The organism is Agrobacterium sp. ST15.16.024 (genome assembly GCF_027956545.1).
GTDB classification, from domain to species: domain Bacteria; phylum Pseudomonadota; class Alphaproteobacteria; order Rhizobiales; family Rhizobiaceae; genus Agrobacterium; species Agrobacterium cucumeris.
The window spans coordinates 160126-176917 of record NZ_JAQKGO010000004.1 but is presented as its reverse complement, the minus strand read 5'-3'; the positions used below and the strand labels follow the sequence as shown (position 1 = coordinate 176917).

Annotated in this window: 17 protein-coding genes; 7 read left to right on the top strand and 10 right to left on the bottom strand. The window is 59.2% G+C overall.

Annotated features, from left to right (window positions below; genetic code table 11):
* Window positions 1-219 precede the first annotated feature (219 nt).
* The gene (locus PL640_RS15605; protein ID WP_271362656.1) at window positions 220-1680 is read left to right on the top strand and encodes a M48 family metalloprotease; all 1461 of its coding nucleotides are present in this window, start codon (window positions 220-222) and stop codon (window positions 1678-1680) included.
* A gap of 4 nt (window positions 1681-1684) precedes the next feature.
* Here PL640_RS15605 and PL640_RS15600 read toward each other — a convergent pair whose 3' ends face one another.
* Window positions 1685-2281, bottom strand: a complete 597-nt coding sequence (locus tag PL640_RS15600; RefSeq protein WP_271362654.1) for a TetR/AcrR family transcriptional regulator — start codon at window positions 2279-2281, stop codon at window positions 1685-1687.
* A gap of 97 nt (window positions 2282-2378) precedes the next feature.
* Here PL640_RS15600 and PL640_RS15595 point away from each other — a divergent pair, with 97 nt between their 5' ends.
* Entirely contained in the window at window positions 2379-2888 is a 510-nt protein-coding gene (locus PL640_RS15595) for a DinB family protein (protein WP_271362536.1), read from the top strand.
* Window positions 2889-2945: 57 nt separating this feature from the next.
* On the opposite strand, the gene leuC is transcribed toward PL640_RS15595, so the two are convergent.
* A complete protein-coding gene (leuC, locus tag PL640_RS15590; protein WP_271362535.1) occupies window positions 2946-4355 on the bottom strand; it encodes a 3-isopropylmalate dehydratase large subunit in 1410 nt (469 codons plus the stop codon).
* A gap of 412 nt (window positions 4356-4767) precedes the next feature.
* Here leuC and PL640_RS15585 point away from each other — a divergent pair, with 412 nt between their 5' ends.
* The gene (locus tag PL640_RS15585; RefSeq protein ID WP_142842243.1) at window positions 4768-6045 is read left to right on the top strand and encodes an MFS transporter; all 1278 of its coding nucleotides are present in this window, start codon (window positions 4768-4770) and stop codon (window positions 6043-6045) included.
* A 48-nt stretch (window positions 6046-6093) separates the two neighbouring features.
* Here the strand turns inward: PL640_RS15585 and PL640_RS15580 are convergent, their stop codons facing one another.
* The 3 genes from PL640_RS15580 to rplS form a co-directional block, all read right to left on the bottom strand.
* On the bottom strand, window positions 6094-6927 hold the full coding sequence (locus PL640_RS15580; RefSeq protein ID WP_271362534.1) for an amino acid ABC transporter permease: 834 nt from the start codon (window positions 6925-6927) through the stop codon (window positions 6094-6096).
* Window positions 6924-7721: a transporter substrate-binding domain-containing protein gene (locus PL640_RS15575; protein WP_271362533.1), complete on the bottom strand. Its 798-nt coding sequence runs from the start codon at window positions 7719-7721 to the stop codon at window positions 6924-6926. The genes PL640_RS15580 and PL640_RS15575 overlap by 4 nt, the downstream gene beginning before the upstream one ends.
* A 124-nt stretch (window positions 7722-7845) precedes the next feature.
* Window positions 7846-8385 (bottom strand): 50S ribosomal protein L19, encoded by a 540-nt coding sequence (gene rplS / locus PL640_RS15570; protein WP_046799594.1) that lies wholly within the window; start codon window positions 8383-8385, stop codon window positions 7846-7848.
* Window positions 8386-8652: 267 nt separating this feature from the next.
* Between rplS and PL640_RS15565 the strand changes: the two genes are divergently transcribed.
* Window positions 8653-9399, top strand: a complete 747-nt coding sequence (locus PL640_RS15565) for a sulfite exporter TauE/SafE family protein (RefSeq protein ID WP_271362532.1) — start codon at window positions 8653-8655, stop codon at window positions 9397-9399.
* Here PL640_RS15565 and trmD read toward each other — a convergent pair.
* The 5 genes from trmD to ffh all read right to left on the bottom strand — a co-directional run bounded on the left by trmD (window position 9381) and on the right by ffh (window position 13082).
* The gene (trmD, locus tag PL640_RS15560; protein WP_271362531.1) at window positions 9381-10079 is read right to left on the bottom strand and encodes a tRNA (guanosine(37)-N1)-methyltransferase TrmD; all 699 of its coding nucleotides are present in this window, start codon (window positions 10077-10079) and stop codon (window positions 9381-9383) included. The two genes, PL640_RS15565 and trmD, sit on opposite strands and share 19 nt — an antisense overlap.
* 4 nt (window positions 10080-10083) lie before the next feature.
* A complete protein-coding gene (rimM, locus tag PL640_RS15555; protein WP_142842247.1) occupies window positions 10084-10650 on the bottom strand; it encodes a ribosome maturation factor RimM in 567 nt (188 codons plus the stop codon).
* A 120-nt stretch (window positions 10651-10770) separates the two neighbouring features.
* On the bottom strand, window positions 10771-11148 hold the full coding sequence (gene rpsP, locus PL640_RS15550) for a 30S ribosomal protein S16 (protein WP_035221728.1): 378 nt from the start codon (window positions 11146-11148) through the stop codon (window positions 10771-10773).
* A 33-nt stretch (window positions 11149-11181) separates the two neighbouring features.
* Window positions 11182-11499 (bottom strand): chorismate mutase, encoded by a 318-nt coding sequence (locus tag PL640_RS15545; protein ID WP_142842248.1) that lies wholly within the window; start codon window positions 11497-11499, stop codon window positions 11182-11184.
* 11 nt (window positions 11500-11510) lie between these two features.
* The gene (gene ffh, locus PL640_RS15540) at window positions 11511-13082 is read right to left on the bottom strand and encodes a signal recognition particle protein (protein WP_269701062.1); all 1572 of its coding nucleotides are present in this window, start codon (window positions 13080-13082) and stop codon (window positions 11511-11513) included.
* Between the two features lie 327 nt (window positions 13083-13409).
* On the opposite strand from ffh, the gene PL640_RS15535 reads away from it, so the two are divergent.
* The 3 genes from PL640_RS15535 (at window position 13410) to mtaB (ending at window position 16778) form a co-directional block, all read left to right on the top strand.
* Window positions 13410-14483, top strand: a complete 1074-nt coding sequence (locus PL640_RS15535; protein WP_271362529.1) for an MBL fold metallo-hydrolase — start codon at window positions 13410-13412, stop codon at window positions 14481-14483.
* A gap of 121 nt (window positions 14484-14604) precedes the next feature.
* Window positions 14605-15507, top strand: coding sequence for a diaminopimelate epimerase (gene dapF, locus PL640_RS15530; protein WP_271362528.1), 903 nt, complete (start codon window positions 14605-14607; stop codon window positions 15505-15507).
* A complete protein-coding gene (gene mtaB / locus PL640_RS15525) occupies window positions 15504-16778 on the top strand; it encodes a tRNA (N(6)-L-threonylcarbamoyladenosine(37)-C(2))-methylthiotransferase MtaB (protein ID WP_269701066.1) in 1275 nt (424 codons plus the stop codon). Before dapF ends, mtaB begins: the two co-directional genes overlap by 4 nt.
* Window positions 16779-16792 lie beyond the last annotated feature (14 nt).

The window sequence follows — 16792 nt, the reverse complement described above, 5'->3', positions numbered from 1 at the left end:
CGAGAAAAGACGGGAATTATTGCGTTCTTCAGGAATATTCCGGACTTGATGGATCGTTTTTACCGTATCGGCATTCATGGCTCGTTGGGGCGAATCTGTTATTCTGGTCTGCAATTAACGGATGATCAGGAACGTTAGGGGCAGGCATAGAGAATGAGAAATAGCATGACTGCACAGTGGAGGTTCTTCTCCCGTTCAGGCCTTCGCCGTTCGGGCAGGATGGCTGCTGCCTGGTCCGTGCTGACGGCGTCTGCCGTATTCCTGTCGTCGTGCCAGTCCCTGTTCAGCCCGGCCTACCAGTCCACATTGCGCCCATCGGACAATCCGCAGACCGTGGAAGAGGTGCAGAAGAACGATCCCCGTGCGCAGATGGGTGCACGCGAACATCCGCGCATCGTGGCGAGTTATGGCGGCGAATATCGTGACGCCAAGACCGAACGGCTTGTTGCCCGCATCGCCGGCGCGCTGACGGCCGTTTCGGAGAATCCGCAGCAGTCCTATCGCATCACCATCCTGAATTCGCCTGCCATCAACGCCTTTGCGTTGCCGGGCGGATATCTTTACGTGACGCGCGGGCTTCTGGCGCTCGCCAATGACGCCTCGGAAGTGGCCGCCGTGCTTTCGCATGAGATGGGCCATGTCACCGCCAATCACGGCATCGAGCGTCAGCGCCGGGAAGAGGCGGAGGTGATCGCCAGCCGTGTGGTCGCGGAGGTTCTGTCGAGCGATCTGGCCGGCAAGCAGGCGCTTGCACGCGGCAAGCTTCGGCTCGCTGCCTTCTCGCGCCAACAGGAATTGCAGGCGGATGTCATCGGTGTGCGCATGTTGGGCGAGGCCGGTTACGACCCATTCGCATCGCCGCGTTTTCTGGATTCCATGGCGGCCTATGCACGGTTTTCCTCGGCTGATCCCGAAAACGACCAGAGCCTCGACTTCCTTTCCAGCCACCCCAACACGCCGCAGCGCATTGAGCTTGCGCGCCGCCATGCCCGTGCCTTTGGGCAGGAAGGCCAGGTCGGGGATCGTGGACGTGACTGGTTCCTGGATGGCATAGACGGTCTGCTTTATGGCGACAGCCCGCAGGAAGGGTATGTCCGGGGTCAGACGTTCCTGCACGGAACGCTTGGCATCCGTTTTGACGTGCCGGAAGGTTTCGTCATCGACAACAAGGTGGAAGCCGTTCTGGCCACAGGACCCGGCGATATGGCGATCCGTTTCGACGGCGTGGCCGATCCCAAACAGACCACCCTTGCCAATTACCTGACCAGCGGCTGGGTTGCCGGTCTCTTGCCGGAAACCGTCAAGGAAACGCAGATCAATGGTCTGGAGGCCGCGACAGCCCGGGCAAGTGCGGATAAATGGGATTTCGACGTGACCGTCATTCGTGTCGGCCAGCAGATATTCCGGTTCCTGACGGCGGTGCCGAAGGGCAATGCGCAGCTTGATTCCATCGCCAATGTGCTGCGCACGAGCTTCCGCAAGATGACCCCGCAGGAAATCGCATCGCTGAAGCCGTTGCGCGTGCGCGTGGTGACCGTGAAGCCCGGCGAAACCGTGGCGACGATCGCTGCGCGAATGATGGGAACCGAGCGCAAGCTTGACATGTTCCGCATGATCAATGCGATGAGCGCCACCGCCACGCTTCAACCCGGCCAGCGCGTGAAGATCATTTCGGAATAAGATCTCAGCTCGCCGTTACCTCATACAGGTAGGCGTGAACGAGTGAGGTCATTTCCCGCCTGATCCTGGGTGACTGCAATTCCCCGCGCCTGGCGGCGTTGTGAATGATGCCGTCAATGGCGTCGGACACGATCAGAGCGGCAGTCCGGCTGTCCATCGCTGATCCGGCTGGCAGGTGGGCCGTTATCGCTGCCGAGTAAAGACCGAGATATTCCTTTTCAAAAGCGCTGTTGGGATCATTCATTTCCGCGTGGCTGGGTGCGTCATCCAGCAGGACTTTATGAAGTCCGGGATGGAGGCTGTGCACAGCAATCATGCCGGCCACCAGTTCTTCTACGAATTGGAGGAGCGATTGCCTTTGCTCAGTGACGCTCTTCATGACCGCGAGGCAATCTTCAAGGTGGCGATGGCGCACCGCTTCGACAATCGAAACCTTGTCCGGGAAATATTGATATAGCGAGCCGATGCTGACACCGGCGGTTTCCGCCACCCTATTTGTGGTGAAACCCGCCCAGCCATGATCGCTTAAAATGCGAGCAGCCGCGTGGACGACGGCATCGACGGTGGCTTTCGAGCGCTCCTGGCGCGGCTCTTTGCGCATCGCGGTCTTTCGTTTTGCAATGCGAGTAGACAAGGCACCCTCCATGGCGAAAATATAAACATAGTGCTCACATTTTCAGGATGTAAAGGATATTGTCATGATGGACCTGCTCAGGAGTTTGCTCGGCTATCACGCATGGGCGAACAGGGATTTGTTCGAGAAGCTGCAACAACTCGATCCCGAGCAAAATGCCTCCCAGCAGCACACGGCAATTCGGTTGATCAATCACTATTATGTTGTCGCGAGAATTTTTGCGGGTCACCTCACCGGAACGGCGCATGGCTTTGTCTCTGACAATACCGAGGCAACGCCGGAATTGAATGATCTTGCAAGGGATGTCGCAGCTCTGGATGGCTGGTATCTCGACTATATCGAGAAAACATCGCCCGCATCGCTTGGCGAATTTGTCGTTTTCACCTTCACTGATGGTGACAAAGGTTACATGTCCCGTGCCGAAATGATCTCACACGTGGTCCTGCATGCCGGCATTCACCGAGGCGAGGTTGCGCGCATCCTGACCCAACTCTCAATTATGCCGCCCTGGGATACATTTGCCGTGTTCGTGCACGGTACGCAGCCACAACGGCGTTTGCAGGGCGCGCAATAAAAAGCCACCCGCCCCGGTTTGGAGCGGGTGGCTTTTCTGATGGCTGGCTTCAGGCTCTTATTGCCATTCGCGCACGTCGACGAAGTGGCCGGCAATTGCCGCCGCCGCCGCCATGGCCGGGGAAACGAGATGGGTGCGGCTCTTGTAACCCTGACGGCCCTCGAAATTGCGGTTCGAGGTGGAGGCGCAGCGTTCGCCGGGCTTCAGGCGGTCGTCATTCATGGCAAGACACATGGAGCAGCCCGGTTCGCGCCATTCGAAACCGGCGTCGAGGAAAATCTTGTCCAGGCCTTCCTGTTCCGCCTGTTCCTTGACCAGACCCGAGCCGGGCACGATCATGGCCGAGACGGTGGGGGCCACCTTGCGGCCATCGACGATTTTCGCCGCTGCACGCAAATCCTCAATGCGCCCATTGGTGCAGGAGCCGATGAAGACGCGGTCAACGGCGATATCGGTAATGCGGGTGCCGGGTTGCAGGCCCATATATTCCAGCGCGCGCCACTTGGAGGTGCGCTTGTTCTCTTCCTCGATATCATCAGGATTGGGAACGACGCCTTCGACCGAAGTTACGTCTTCCGGTGATGAGCCCCAGGAGACGATGGGCGGCAGATTGGCTGCGTCCAGCACCACGACCTTGTCATAATGGGCGCCTTCGTCGGATTTCAGCGTCTTCCAATAGGCGATTGCCTGTTCCAGCGTTTCGCCCTTCGGCGCGCGCGGCTTGCCCTTGATGTATTCGAAAGTGGTTTCGTCAGGTGCGACCAGGCCGGCGCGGGCACCGCCCTCGATGGTCATGTTGCAGACCGTCATGCGGCCTTCCATGGAAAGCGACCGGATCGCCTCGCCGGCAAATTCGATCACGTGACCGGTGCCGCCGGCCGTGCCGATCTCGCCGATGATCGCGAGGATGATATCCTTGGCGGTCACGCCCTCCGGAACCTTGCCATCAACACGCACCAGCATGTTCTTGGCCTTTTTCTGGATCAGTGTCTGGGTGGCCAGAACATGTTCCACTTCCGATGTGCCGATACCATGCGCCAGCGCGCCAAAAGCGCCGTGAGTGGAGGTGTGGCTATCGCCGCAGACGATCGTCATGCCCGGCAGGGTGAAACCCTGTTCGGGGCCGACGATATGGACGATGCCCTGCCGCTTGTCGCGCTCGGAATAATATTCGACACCGAAATCCTTGGCGTTCTGCGCAAGCGCTTCCACCTGAATGCGGCTTTCCTCGTTCTTAATGCCTTCCAGCCGGTCGGCGGTGGTGGGAACGTTATGGTCGACCACCGCAAGCGTGCGCGCCGGCGAATGCACCGGGCGGCCAGCGATGCGCAGACCTTCGAAGGCCTGCGGACTCGTCACCTCATGGACCAGGTGACGGTCGATATAGAGAAGACAGGTTCCGTCCGGGTCACGGTTGACGACGTGGTCGTCCCAGATTTTATCATACAAAGTGCGGGGTGCGCTCATGGCTCTATGCCTTGTCATGGAAAAGGGTAATCAGGGTTCAGTAAGGCGATGGACAGCAGGTGCTGTCAGGCGAGCCTAAGTCGGCTGGTGAGCGCCCCGGAAACGCGCGCAAAGAACCGTGCCGGCAGACGCTTGTGGTCCTGCAGCACATAAACATTCTGAGCGAGACATCCGAATTTAGATCCCATGGCAACTTTAATAGCAGATCGGCAGTTTTACGGCAATATGAATGCTCACTGGCCGTCAGGGGGCCGTTCGGTATCCTTCATATGCGCTGCATCAACAGTAAATGCCGGTCTCATAACGTGTTCCAGTGGTTATGATGCGGTGCAACTTGCGTATTTTGCGCTGCACATATAGATGGGTTCCCTTATCATTTGCATTCGACGAGAAATCGAAGGGAGGAAAGCATATGGTATCCGAAAAAGCCCTCATCTCGAAGATCACCTGGCGGCTGATGCCGTTTCTTGGCCTTCTCTACCTCATCGCCTATATCGACCGCCAGAATGTCAGCTATGCCAAGCTGCAGATGGTGGATGCGCTGAGCCTCAGCGAATATGCCTATGGCCTTGGTGCCTCGCTGTTCTTCATCGGTTATTTCATCTTCGAAGTGCCGAGCAATCTGTTCCTCAACCGTTTCGGCGCCAGCAAATGGTTCGCCCGCATTCTGGTTTCCTGGGGTGCGGTCACCATCGCGCTTGCCTATACGCAGAACGCAACGATGTTCTACATCCTGCGCTTCCTGCTCGGGCTGTGCGAAGCTGGTTTCTTCCCTGGCGTGCTGTTCCTGATGACGCTGTGGTTCCCGCGTGATTATCGCGGTCGAATGATCGGCCTGTTCATGATTTTCAGCGCGCTTGCCAATGCGATCGGCGCGCCGCTTGGCGGCATGCTGCTAGATCTGGATGGTTTCCTCGGTTATGCCGGTTGGGAATGGGTGTTCCTGGCAACCGGTATTCCTGCCGTCATCGCCGGTATCGCCACCTTCTTTTATCTGGATGATACGCCGGAAAAGGCGAAGTTCCTGACGCAGGATGAAAAGGACTGGCTGAAGAACCGGCTGGCTGAAGAAAACAAGGGCATGGAAGAACATGCGGAGGATGGCTTCAAGGCGCTCATCAATCCGCGCGTGCTGTTCATGGCGCTTTGCTATGTTGGTTTTCCGCTGGCCGCCTATGGTCTCAGCTACTGGCTGCCGACGATCGTGAAGAGCTTCGGCGTTTCCAACACCGCCAATGGTTTCATCAACATCATCCCGTGGGTGATCGTGGCTATTGCCCTGTTCGTTGTGCCTAACGCTGCCGACAAGGCGAAGAACAAGACGCCCTACATCGTCGGCCCGGCTTTTGTCGGCGCGTTCTGCCTGCTGATGTCGGCGCTGCTCAGCGATCCGGTCCTGCAGTTCAGCTTCCTCTGCATCGCCGCTGCGGGCATCTTCGCCGGCCAGCCGGTGTTCTGGAGCCTGCCCGGCCGCTTCCTCAAGGGAGCTGGTGCCGCCGCAGGCATTGCCGCCATCAACTCGGTGGGCAATCTCGGTGGTTTCGTGGCGCAGAATGTGGTGCCGTGGATCAAGGATCAGACCGGCAGCACGATTGCGCCGATGTTCTTCCTTGCCTTCTGCCTGGCGCTTGCGGGTGTGCTGGTCATTATCGCCGCGCGTAAAATGGGTGATCAGGCCAGGGCGGCCTGATTTCCTTTGATCAATACGACAGCCGGCTCTACCGGCTGTCGTCTTTTCTTACCCGCGTTTTGAGCGCATTGCCTTCTCGATCCGCCGCAGCATCAGCGAAAGGCCGATGGTCAGGATCAGGTAGATGTAGGCGACGATCGAATAGGTCTCGAAAAAGCGGAAAGAGCCTGCCGCATAGACTTTTCCCATTTGAGTAATATCGGTGACGCCAAGCACCGAGACGAGCGAGCTGTCTTTCACCATCGAAACGAAATCGTTCGAAAGCGGCGGAAAGATCGTCCGGATCGCCTGTGGCAGGATAATCAGCCTGAAACGCCGGTAACGGCTGAAACCAAGGGCCTTTGCCGCCTCGATCTGCCCCTCCGGGACAGCCTGTATGCCGGCGCGGAAAATCTCCGCAATGAAGGCCGCATAACCGATCGTCAGGGCGATGATTGCCCGCCAGGTCAGCGACACGTCCCGCACCATCAACGGCTCCAGCCAGCCATTGGTGACGAGCGGCAAGGTCAGCCAATTGTAGAGTGCCACCAGCCCCGGTGTGCCGACGAAAGCGATATAGAACAACAGGACGATAATCGGGATGCCGCGAATGACCTCGATGTAAAATCGCGCCACCTGCCGCAGCACGATATTGTCGGCCATGCCGATTAACGCGAGAGCGAGGCCGAACAGCACCGCCAGCGTGAAGGCGGCAAGCGTGACGGAGACCGTGATGCCGATGCCCTTGGCGACGGTGCTGAAAACCTGGGCGTAAATGCCATTCACTGCGATGACCGCCGCAAGGGCAATCCCGATCAAAACGATCGTGACCAGCCACCAGGGAAAATCCTCGCTCTTGCCGTTTGGCCCGCTCCGTTGCGGGGAAGTGTCGTGGAGCGTCATTCGCCGAGCTTGTAGTCGAGGAACCACTTCTTATCAAGCGCGGTAAAAGTGCCGTCCGCCTTCAGGGCTGCAATGGCGGCATTGACCGGGGCGACGAGATCCGAGCCTTTTTTGAAGATGAAGCCGAAATCGTCTCCGCCCAATGGCCCGCCAACCAGCTTCAGGGTGCCGTTGGAAGCATCGACATAACCTTTGCCCGCGACGCCGTCGGTCAGGACCAGATCGACATCGCCGGTCTTCAGCGCCTGAACGCTGGCGCCGAAGGTTTCCATCAACCGCAGGCGCGGGTTCTGTTCGTTACCATCAAGAACATCATAAACCGCGGTGTAGAAGGGTGTCGTGCCGGCTTGCGCGCCGATAAGGCCTTTTTCGAAGGCGGCGAAACTCTTCGCATCGGTGAAACGAGCCTCGTCGGCGCGCACCAGCATGAACATTTCCGATCGCATATAGGGGGCGGAAAAATCCACTTTTTGCCTGCGGTCGTCCTTGATGCTGATGCCAGTCATGCCGATGTCGTATTGCCCGGCGGAAACCGCCTGTATCATCGCATCCCAGGAGATGTTCTGGTATTCGAGCTTGAAATTCAGCCGTTGGGCGATTTCCTTCATCGCGTCATATTCCCAGCCGATGGCCTCACCGGATTTCGGATCGACGAATTGCAGCGGCGGATAGGCGTTTTCCGTGACGACGACGACGGTGCGTCCCTTCAGATCCGGCAGATCGGCGGCACTGGCGAGCGTGGGCACCATGGCCAAGGCGGCAAAGGCGGCGAGAAGCAAACGTCTGGCGATCATGGGAGCCTCCGGAAACGATTTTTCTGAAAATGCACGCTTGCCGAGGCAAGGGCAAGTCACGTCGGCACAACAAAAAAGGCGGCCCGAAGACCGCCTTTCCCGTAAATCCATTGAAATGGAAATCTTATTCCGCTGTGGCTTCTGCAGCCTTTGCTGCTTCTTCCGCTGCCTTGGCTTCTGCGGCTTCGGCTGCTGCCTTTTCGGCGGCGAGAGCCTGTGCTGCTGCTACCTTTTCGGCTTCCAGACGTGCCTTTTCTTCGGCAGCTGCCTGGCGCTCGGATTCGTTCAGCTTGCGAGCGCGCGTACCGGTGTTTTCAACGATACGGGCAGCCTTGCCGCGACGATCGCGCAGGTAGTACAGCTTCGCGCGGCGAACCTTACCACGGCGAACGATTTCAACGCCTTCAACCAGCGGGGAGTAGATCGGGAATACGCGCTCGACGCCTTCGCCGTAGGAGATCTTGCGAACGGTGAAGCTTTCGGAAAGGCCACCACCAGAACGGGCGATGCAAACGCCTTCGTAAGCCTGAACGCGGGTACGGTTACCTTCCGTCACGCGAACGTTGACGCGCAGCGTGTCGCCCGGAGAAAAGTCCGGCAGGGTGCGCTTTGCTTCGATCTTGGCAGCCTGTTCGGCTTCCAGCTGCTGAATGATATTGGTCATATTAACCTCTGATTTCTTCTGAAACAGCCAGAGCGCTCAACGGTCGTCTGTCGGTCAATGCCTTCAGACCATGCCTTGCGGCAGGAGCGGGTTCGCCATTCTTTGCTTGCGGTTAAAGGGGCAAACCCCAATTCCAAGCGCGCACATATACTAGCATGCGCCATTTGTCATCCCTTTCATGACAATATTTTATCAATTATGCGTCGCGTTGCAGCAGTTGCGAAGGGGCGTCTTGCCGGATATGGCATGAGAACCTTGGGAGGGGCCATGTCAGTTTTCATCGTTCTCATGCTGTTTGCGACCGGCTTTCTGTCTGGTGTCGTCAATGCGATCGCCGGTGGCGGCACTTTCCTGACCTTCGGGGCGATGACACTTGCCGGCCTGCCGCCCATCGTTGCCAATGCAACGTCGGCAATCGTGCAGTTTCCGGGCTACATTACCTCCGTGATCGCCTATGGGCCGGAAATTCGTGCGCACTGGCGTGAGGCGATCCTGCTGTCGGCCGTGTCTGTCGTTGGTGGGCTGGCCGGGTCGCTGCTGCTGTTATCGCTCGACAATCCCTCCTTCCGCCAGCTGGTGCCATGGCTGCTTCTGGCGGCCACCGCCGTTTTCGCTGCCGGTCCGTGGCTGCGACCCAAGACGAGTGCGGAACGCTCGCCCGGAAATCTGCCTAGCCTCGCCTTTCAGGGGCTTGCGTCGATTTATGGTGGTTTCTTCGGTGCCGGCATGGGCATCATGATGCTCGCCATCCTCGGAATAACCTCTGGCGGCAGCTATCATCACCTGAACGCGCTGAAGAACCTGCTGTCGGTGGTGATCGCCGTCATTGCAATCACAATTTTCGTCAGCGGCGGCGTCGTGTCCTGGTGGGCGGCACTCATCATGTTTCCGGCGGCGGCACTCGGCGGCTATGTGGGCGTGCACACCGCAAGGCGGGTGCCGCAATGGATCATCCGCTGGCTGGTAATTGCAGTCGGGCTGATTTTGACGGCCTATTATTTCGTCTCGGCCTGAGCTTTTTCGAGAAGGTCTGGCCGTCTTTCCTTGGTCAACACGAGCGCCTGTTCGTGCCGCCACTTGTCGATGACGGCGTGATTGCCCGATGTGAGGACGGCGGGAATGTCGCGGCCTTCCCAGACCTGCGGGCGGGTATAATGCGGATGTTCCAGCAGCCCGCCCTCGAAGCTTTCATGCACGCCGGAGAGATCGTTGCCCATGACACCAGGAAGTATGCGGACGATGGCGTCCAGCAGCGTCAGCGCCGCCGGTTCGCCGCCGGAGAGAATGTAATCGCCGATCGACACCTCCTCCAGCCCACGCGCGTCGATCACCCGCTGGTCGACACCTTCGAAACGGCCGCAGACGATGATCGCACCATCACCCGCCGCCAGTTCGCGCACGCGGTTCTGCGACAGCGGCTTGCCACGCGGGCTCATCAGCAGGCGCGGCCGCGTGTCGCCATCCGAAACATGGTCGATGGCTGCGGCCAGAATATCGGGTTTCAGCACCATGCCGGCACCGCCGCCTGCCGGCGTGTCATCGACGCTTCTGTGCCTGTCGGTGGCGAATTCGCGGATTTGCACGGCCTCGAGCGACCATTGTTCGCGCTCCAGCGCTTTGCCGGCCAGCGAATAACCCAGATGCCCCGGAAACATTTCCGGGTAGAGCGTCAGCACGGTAGCCTTAAAGGTCATGGCTTTATTTCTTGCCGAAAGGCGGTACGCCGGTTTCGTCCTTGTCGTCGGGATTGTCGATCAGGCCGGCGGCCATCGGATCTATGAGAATGCGTCCGGCTTCGAGATCGATCTCAAGTACGGCCGACTCGGAAAAGGGAATGAGGGCAGGCCGGCGGCCGGCGCCTTTCAGTTCGAGCAGATCGCCCGCGCCGAAATCGTAAACGGCGCTTACGGCGCCATAACTTTTGCCTTCAGCATCAACGGCTTCCAGCCCTTCGAGATCGGCATAATAAAACTCGTCATCATCAAGCTCGTCGTCCGGCAGATTGTCGCGGTCGATGAACAGTTCCAGCCCGTTCAGGCTTTCCGCCGCATTGCGGTCGTTGATGCCCCTGAAGCGGACGACGACGACATTCTTGCCCTCGCGCACTTCCAGAATTTCAAAGAGGCGGCCATCGGCGGTGACAAGATTACCGTAATCGCCGAGCGCCATCGGGTCGGCCGTATAGGTGCTGACACGGACTTCGCCGCGCAGGCCCTGCGCGCCGCCGATCTTTGCCATGAGTACCGGGTTTTCCAGCTTTGCCATCGGGCCGTCCGTCTTCTGGTGTTGGTTGCGTCAGCTTTAAGGTTTGTTGACGCCAAAATAAACAAAAAACGGGCGGCATGGAAAACCACGCCACCCGTTTTTCAAAAGTTACCGTGCAGATTATTCTGCAGCAGAGGCTTCTGCAGCAGCAGCGGCTGCATCTTCAGCCTTCTGCTTCTTTTCAGCAACGCGCTCCAGGGCGCGCTTGCCCGGCTTTGCCTTTTCCGGGTTGCTGCGAGCGGCGCGCTCGGCGAGACCGGCTTCGGCGAGGAAGCGCAGAACGCGGTCGGTCGGCTGTGCGCCCTTGGCGATCCATTCCTTGATGAGATCAGCCTTCAGCTCAACGCGCTGCGGGTTGTCCTTGCCGAGCATCGGGTTCCAGGAACCGACCTTCTCGAGGAAACGGCCGTCGCGGGGCGAACGGGCGTCTGCAACGACGATCTGGTAATACGGGCGCTTCTTGGAACCACCGCGTGCGAGACGAATTTTAAGTGCCATGTGATATACTCCTTAGGATGGCTTGTCCGCCGTTCAGGCGGTCTTTTCGTTACCGCCATGTTCGGCGGCGATTGCTTCATGATGCCGGATGACTTCCTTGATGATGAAGTTCAAGAACTTCTCGGCGAAATCCGGGTCCAGATTGGCGTCCTTGGCCAGATGGCGAAGGCGTTCGATCTGGTATTCCTCGCGCGCCGGGTCTGCCGGCGGCAAATTGTACTTTGCCTTCAGCACGCCCACCGCCTTGGTACAGCGGAAACGTTCGGCAAGAATGTGAACCAGTGCGGCGTCGATATTGTCGATCGACTGGCGATATTCAGAAAGCTGGGCTTTCACGTCTGTAGTGTTCACTGGCGTCCCCCTCACTTCTTTTTCGGGAAGCCGGGCAGGCCCGGCATGCCGCCGAGACCCGGCAGCTTTGCGCCACCAAGACCCGGCAATCCACCTGGCATGCCACCAAGACCCGGCATTGCACCCGGCTTGCCGAGACCGGCGGCTTCAGCCTGCTTCTGAAGCGCTTCGAGCTGCTTCGGATCGATATTCGACAGATCGGGCATACCGCCGCCCATCATGCCACCGAGCCCCATCTTGCCGGCAAGGCCGCCCATCATCTGCTTCATGATGCCGCCTTTGCCCTTGCCGCCCATGGCTTTCATCATGTCGGCCATGCCGCGATGCATTTTCAGGAGCTTGTTGATTTCGGCGGCATCCGTGCCGGAACCGGCGGCGATGCGCTTCTTGCGGCTGTGCTTGAGAATATCCGGATTGGCGCGTTCCGCTCTGGTCATGGAGGAGATGATGGCGATCTGGCGGTCGAACATCTTGTCGTTCATGCCGGCCGAAGCCATCTTGTCCTTCATGCCGGCCATGCCGGGCATTAGCCCCATGATGCCGCCCATGCCGCCCATCTTCTTCATCTGGCCAAGCTGGTCGGCGAGATCGTTGAGGTCGAACTTGCCCTTGGCCATCTTCTCGGCCATGGCGCGGGCTTTTTCCGCATCGATGTTTTCGGCGGCCTTTTCGACCAGCGAAACGATGTCGCCCATGCCGAGAATACGGTCGGCGATACGGCGCGGATGGAACTCGTCGAGTTCGTTCATGCGCTCGCCGATACCGATCAGCTTGATCGGCTTGCCGGTAACGGCGCGCATGGAGAGAGCCGCACCGCCGCGACCATCACCATCCATACGGGTGAGCACGAGGCCGGTGATGCCGACGCGCTCATCGAAATTGCGCGCCAGATTGACGGCGTCCTGACCGGTCAGCGAATCCGCCACCAGCAGGATTTCATGCGGGTTGGACTTCTTCTTGATGTCGGCCATTTCCAGCATCAAGGGTTCGTCGATATGGGTACGGCCGGCGGTATCGAGAATGACGACGTCATGGCCGCCGAGCTTGGCAGCCTGCACGGCGCGCGCGGCGATATCGGTTGGCGACTGGCCGGCGATGATCGGCAGCGTGTCGACGCCGGTCTGGACGCCGAGCTGGCGAAGCTGTTCCTGTGCGGCCGGACGACGCGTGTCGAGAGATGCCATCAGCACCTTCTTCTTCTCGCGGTCGGTCAGGCGCTTGGCGATCTTGCCCGTCGTGGTGGTTTTACCGGAACCCTGCAGACCGACCATCATGATGACGACGGGGGCGGCCGCATGCAGGTCGATCGAGACGCCTTCTGTGCCGAGCATTTCGACAAGTTCGTCATGTACGATCTTGACGACCATCTGGCCGGGCTTGATGGATTTCAGGACGGCGGCACCAACGGCCTTTTCACGCACCCTGTCGGTGAAGGAGCGCACGACTTCCAGCGCTACGTCCGCTTCCAAGAGCGCACGGCGAACCTCGCGCAGGGCGGCGGCAACATCGGCTTCCGTCAGCGCGCCACGGCCGGTCAGTCCATTCAGAATGGAACCAAGGCGGTCCTGGAGGTTTTCAAACATCGTTTCTTCCTTCTTCGTTCCGGGGTTTCCGAAACGTCGGTGCTTTCGCTGGCAAAAACAAGACGCAAAGCCAAAAAGCACCCGAGGGCGCATCGCGCTGTCGGGTGTTGACCTCCGGGATCTCTTTATACCTCTGCGGGTCCCGGTCGGCGGCTTGGAGTCGTGAAACTGCCAGCTGATTGGCGGGGATAAACAGGAAAGTGCCGGAAAAGTCAAGGCGGTGCCGGTTTTCAGCGATCGGGCCTTGCATTTCATCTTTGTGTGATCGGCTGCAAACCGCGATTGGTGCGGCTTGAACGGCACCATTCCGCTCCCTATACCTTTAGCATGAACCGTCGAAACTTCTTTCGTTTTTCAACCCTTGGATTGCTCGCTGTGGCGGGTGGTGCGCTGTTTGCCCGCCGTTCGAATGCCAGCGCCTATTATAGTGGCCCGATCTCCGATCATTTCGACGGGGTACGCTTCTTTAATCCCGGCGGCTCGCCGCCTGGCAATTTCATGGGCCTGTTGAAATGGCGTTTCAACGGCGAGCGCGCCACATGGCCGGAAAACTATCCGAGCCCTTTTCCCTTCGCGAAGCCCGAAAGCCGGGTCGAGGGCAAGGACATTCGTGTCACCTTCGTCGGCCATGCCTCCTTCCTGATCCAGACGGCAGGTCTGAATATTCTCGTCGATCCTGTGTGGTCGCAACGTACCAGCCCGTTCAGCTTCGCCGGTCCCAAACGGGTCAATCCGCCCGGCATCCGTTTCGAGGATCTGCCGCCCATCGATCTGGTGCTGCTGACGCATAATCATTACGACCATCTGGATATGGAAACGCTGAAGCGGCTGCATGTGGCGCACAAGCCGCTTTTCATCACGCCGCTCGGCAATGACGCCATCATCCGCACCGGCGTGGAGGCGGCGCGTATCAAGGTGGGCGACTGGGGCGATGTGCTGGAAGTCGGTTCGTCGGTTAAAATTCATTTCGAACCGTGCCACCATTGGTCTGCCCGCGGCCTCAACGACCGCAGCATGGCATTGTGGGCCGCCTTCGTCATCGAAGGGCCGGGTGGTAAAATCTACCACATCGGTGATACCGGCTTTCACGAAGGCCTCAATTATCACACTGCGCGCAAGAAACATGGCGAATTTCGCCTCGCCAACCTGCCTTTCGGTGCTTATGAGCCGCGCTGGTTCATGAAAGGCCAGCACCAGAACCCGGCGGAAGCCGTTGAGGGCATGAAGCTTTGTGGCGCCGCGCATGTCTGTGGCCATCATTGGGGTACGGTGCAGCTCACCGATGAGGCTGTCGATGCGCCACTTGCGGCGCTGAAAACGGCGCTTGTGGAGCAGGGTGTGGAGGAAAGCCGTTTTCGGCCCATGCGCCCCGGTGAGGTTTTCGACGTACCCTCCGCCTGAGCGCTGCCCGGTTTGCGCCGCAACAGTCTGGTAATTTGCCGGTCTTTCCGCCATATAGGGCGAAAGCGCGGGGAAAATCCCGTACGCAATCCAATTTCAGATGGTTTTCAGGTTCAAGGCGATGGCGGATACGGTCGAATTTGCGAAGATGAACGGGCTTGGCAACAAGATCCTCGTTATCGACATGCGCGGCCGCAAGGATATGGTCACGCCTGCGGCAGCCATCGCGCTCAATGCCGATCCCGCGACCCAGTTCGACCAGATCATGGCCATTCACGATCCGCGTGTCAGTGGCACGGATGCCTTTATCGACATTCTCAATTGCGATGGCACGAAGGCGCAGGCCTGCGGCAACGGTACGCGCTGCGTGGTGCAGGCACTGTCTTCCGAAACAGGCAAGACCAGCTTCACCTTCCAGACGGTGGCCGGCATTTTGAATGCCGTCGAGCATGAAGACGGCATGATATCAGTCGATATGGGCCTGCCGCGTTTCCGCTGGAGCGATATTCCGCTGTCGGAAGAATTCCACGATACGAGCCGCATCGAATTGCAGATCGGGCCGATCGATGCGCCGATCCTGCACTCGCCTGCCGTCATGTCGATGGGCAACCCGCATGCAATTTTCTGGGTGGACCGCGATCCGATGGATTTTGATCTTGAGCGGTTCGGGCCGCTGCTCGAAAACCATCCGATGTTTCCGGAAAAAGCCAATATCACACTCGCACAGGTGATGTCCGACAGTGCACTGCGCACCCGCACCTGGGAGCGTGGCGCCGGGCTGACGCTCGCCTGCGGTTCCGCCGCCTGCGCTGCCGCCGTTTCCGCTGCCCGCACCGGCCGCACGGCTAAGAGGGTCACCATCGATGTGGCCTCCAGCCCCATCCGCGTGCCGCTGACCATCGACTGGCGCGAGGACAATCATGTCATCATGACCGGCCCGGCCGAATGGGAATGGTCGGGTTCCGTCGATCCTGTTACGGGTGTCTGGTCACGGGATGCGGCGGCCGAGCAGGGGGCCGTATGAGCGGCGTCGAGGTCATAACCTTCGGCTGCCGTCTCAACACCTATGAATCGGAAGTGATGCGGGCGGAGGCCGAAAAGGCCGGGCTGAACAATGCCGTGCTGGTCAATACCTGCGCGGTGACGGGCGAGGCGGTGCGTCAGGCACGTCAGGCCATCCGCCGGGCACGGCGCGACAATCCGCATGCGCGCATCATCGTTACCGGTTGCGCCGCCCAGACGGAAAAACAGACCTTTGCCGAAATGCCCGAGGTGGATGCGGTGCTGGGCAATGAGGAAAAGCTGAAAAGCACTTCCTATCGTGCGCTGCCCGATTTTGGCGTCTCGGCGGAAGAAAAGCTGCGCGTCAACGATATCATGAGCATCAAGGCGACCGCGCCGCAGATGGTCAAGCACATTGACGGGCATGTGCGCGCCTTCATTCAGGTGCAGAATGGCTGCGATCATCGCTGCACCTTCTGCATCATTCCCTATGGGCGCGGTAATTCCCGCTCGGTGCCAATGGGTGCAGTGGTGGATCAGGCGCGCAGACTGACGGAAAGCGGTTATTGCGAGATCGTGCTGACCGGAGTGGATGCGACCAGCTATGGGGCTGATCTGCCGGGCGAACCCTCCCTCGGTTACCTCGCCAAGACTTTGCTAAAGCAGGTGCCGGATATTCTGCGCCTGCGCCTTTCCTCCATCGACAGTATCGAGGCCGACCATCATCTGATGGATCTGATTGCCGATGAGCCGCGTTTCATGCCGCATCTGCACCTGTCCCTCCAGCATGGCGATGACATGATCCTGAAACGCATGAAACGCCGCCATTCACGGGCCGATGCCATCCGCTTCTGTCGTGACGTGCGGTCGCTACGGCCGGATATCGCCTTTGGCGCGGATATGATTGCCGGTTTCCCGACCGAGACGGAAGAGATGTTCGAAAATGCTGCCACGCTTGCGGAAGAATGCGGCATTTCCAGCCTGCACGTGTTTCCCTACAGCCCGCGTGCCGGCACGCCGGCGGCGCGCATGCCGCAGCTCGACAGGGCGCTGGTGAAAGACCGGGCGGCAAGGCTTCGCGAACGCGGTGAAGCGCTTAAGGTGGCGCAGTTGCAGGATATGGTCGGTTCGGTGCAAACGATCCTGGTGGAAAACACCGGTTTTGCCCATACCGATAATTTCACGCTGGTGGCGGCGCCTGATCTTGCCCCGCGCACTCTTGCGCAGGTTGCGATTACCGGCCACAACGGCAAACATCTGAACATGAAGCTTCTGGCGGCGAATGCTGCCTGAGGCGGCTCAAGAGA

Excerpts from the sequence above, each read along its gene's own strand:
- PL640_RS15605 (WP_271362656.1), top strand. The coding sequence starts at position 220 with ATGGCTGCTGCCTGGTCCGTGCTGACGGCGTCTGCCGTATTCCTGTCG.
- PL640_RS15600 (WP_271362654.1), bottom strand. The coding sequence starts at position 2,281 with ATGCGCAAAGAGCCGCGCCAGGAGCGCTCGAAAGCCACCGTCGATGCC.
- PL640_RS15595 (WP_271362536.1), top strand. The coding sequence starts at position 2,379 with ATGATGGACCTGCTCAGGAGTTTGCTCGGCTATCACGCATGGGCGAAC.
- leuC (WP_271362535.1), bottom strand. The coding sequence starts at position 4,355 with ATGAGCGCACCCCGCACTTTGTATGATAAAATCTGGGACGACCACGTC.
- PL640_RS15585 (WP_142842243.1), top strand. The coding sequence starts at position 4,768 with ATGGTATCCGAAAAAGCCCTCATCTCGAAGATCACCTGGCGGCTGATG.
- PL640_RS15580 (WP_271362534.1), bottom strand. The coding sequence starts at position 6,927 with ATGACGCTCCACGACACTTCCCCGCAACGGAGCGGGCCAAACGGCAAG.
- PL640_RS15575 (WP_271362533.1), bottom strand. The coding sequence starts at position 7,721 with ATGATCGCCAGACGTTTGCTTCTCGCCGCCTTTGCCGCCTTGGCCATG.
- rplS (WP_046799594.1), bottom strand. The coding sequence starts at position 8,385 with ATGACCAATATCATTCAGCAGCTGGAAGCCGAACAGGCTGCCAAGATC.
- PL640_RS15565 (WP_271362532.1), top strand. The coding sequence starts at position 8,653 with ATGTCAGTTTTCATCGTTCTCATGCTGTTTGCGACCGGCTTTCTGTCT.
- trmD (WP_271362531.1), bottom strand. The coding sequence starts at position 10,079 with ATGACCTTTAAGGCTACCGTGCTGACGCTCTACCCGGAAATGTTTCCG.
- rimM (WP_142842247.1), bottom strand. The coding sequence starts at position 10,650 with ATGGCAAAGCTGGAAAACCCGGTACTCATGGCAAAGATCGGCGGCGCG.
- rpsP (WP_035221728.1), bottom strand. The coding sequence starts at position 11,148 with ATGGCACTTAAAATTCGTCTCGCACGCGGTGGTTCCAAGAAGCGCCCG.
- ffh (WP_269701062.1), bottom strand. The coding sequence starts at position 13,082 with ATGTTTGAAAACCTCCAGGACCGCCTTGGTTCCATTCTGAATGGACTG.
- PL640_RS15535 (WP_271362529.1), top strand. The coding sequence starts at position 13,410 with ATGAACCGTCGAAACTTCTTTCGTTTTTCAACCCTTGGATTGCTCGCT.
- dapF (WP_271362528.1), top strand. The coding sequence starts at position 14,605 with ATGGCGGATACGGTCGAATTTGCGAAGATGAACGGGCTTGGCAACAAG.
- mtaB (WP_269701066.1), top strand. The coding sequence starts at position 15,504 with ATGAGCGGCGTCGAGGTCATAACCTTCGGCTGCCGTCTCAACACCTAT.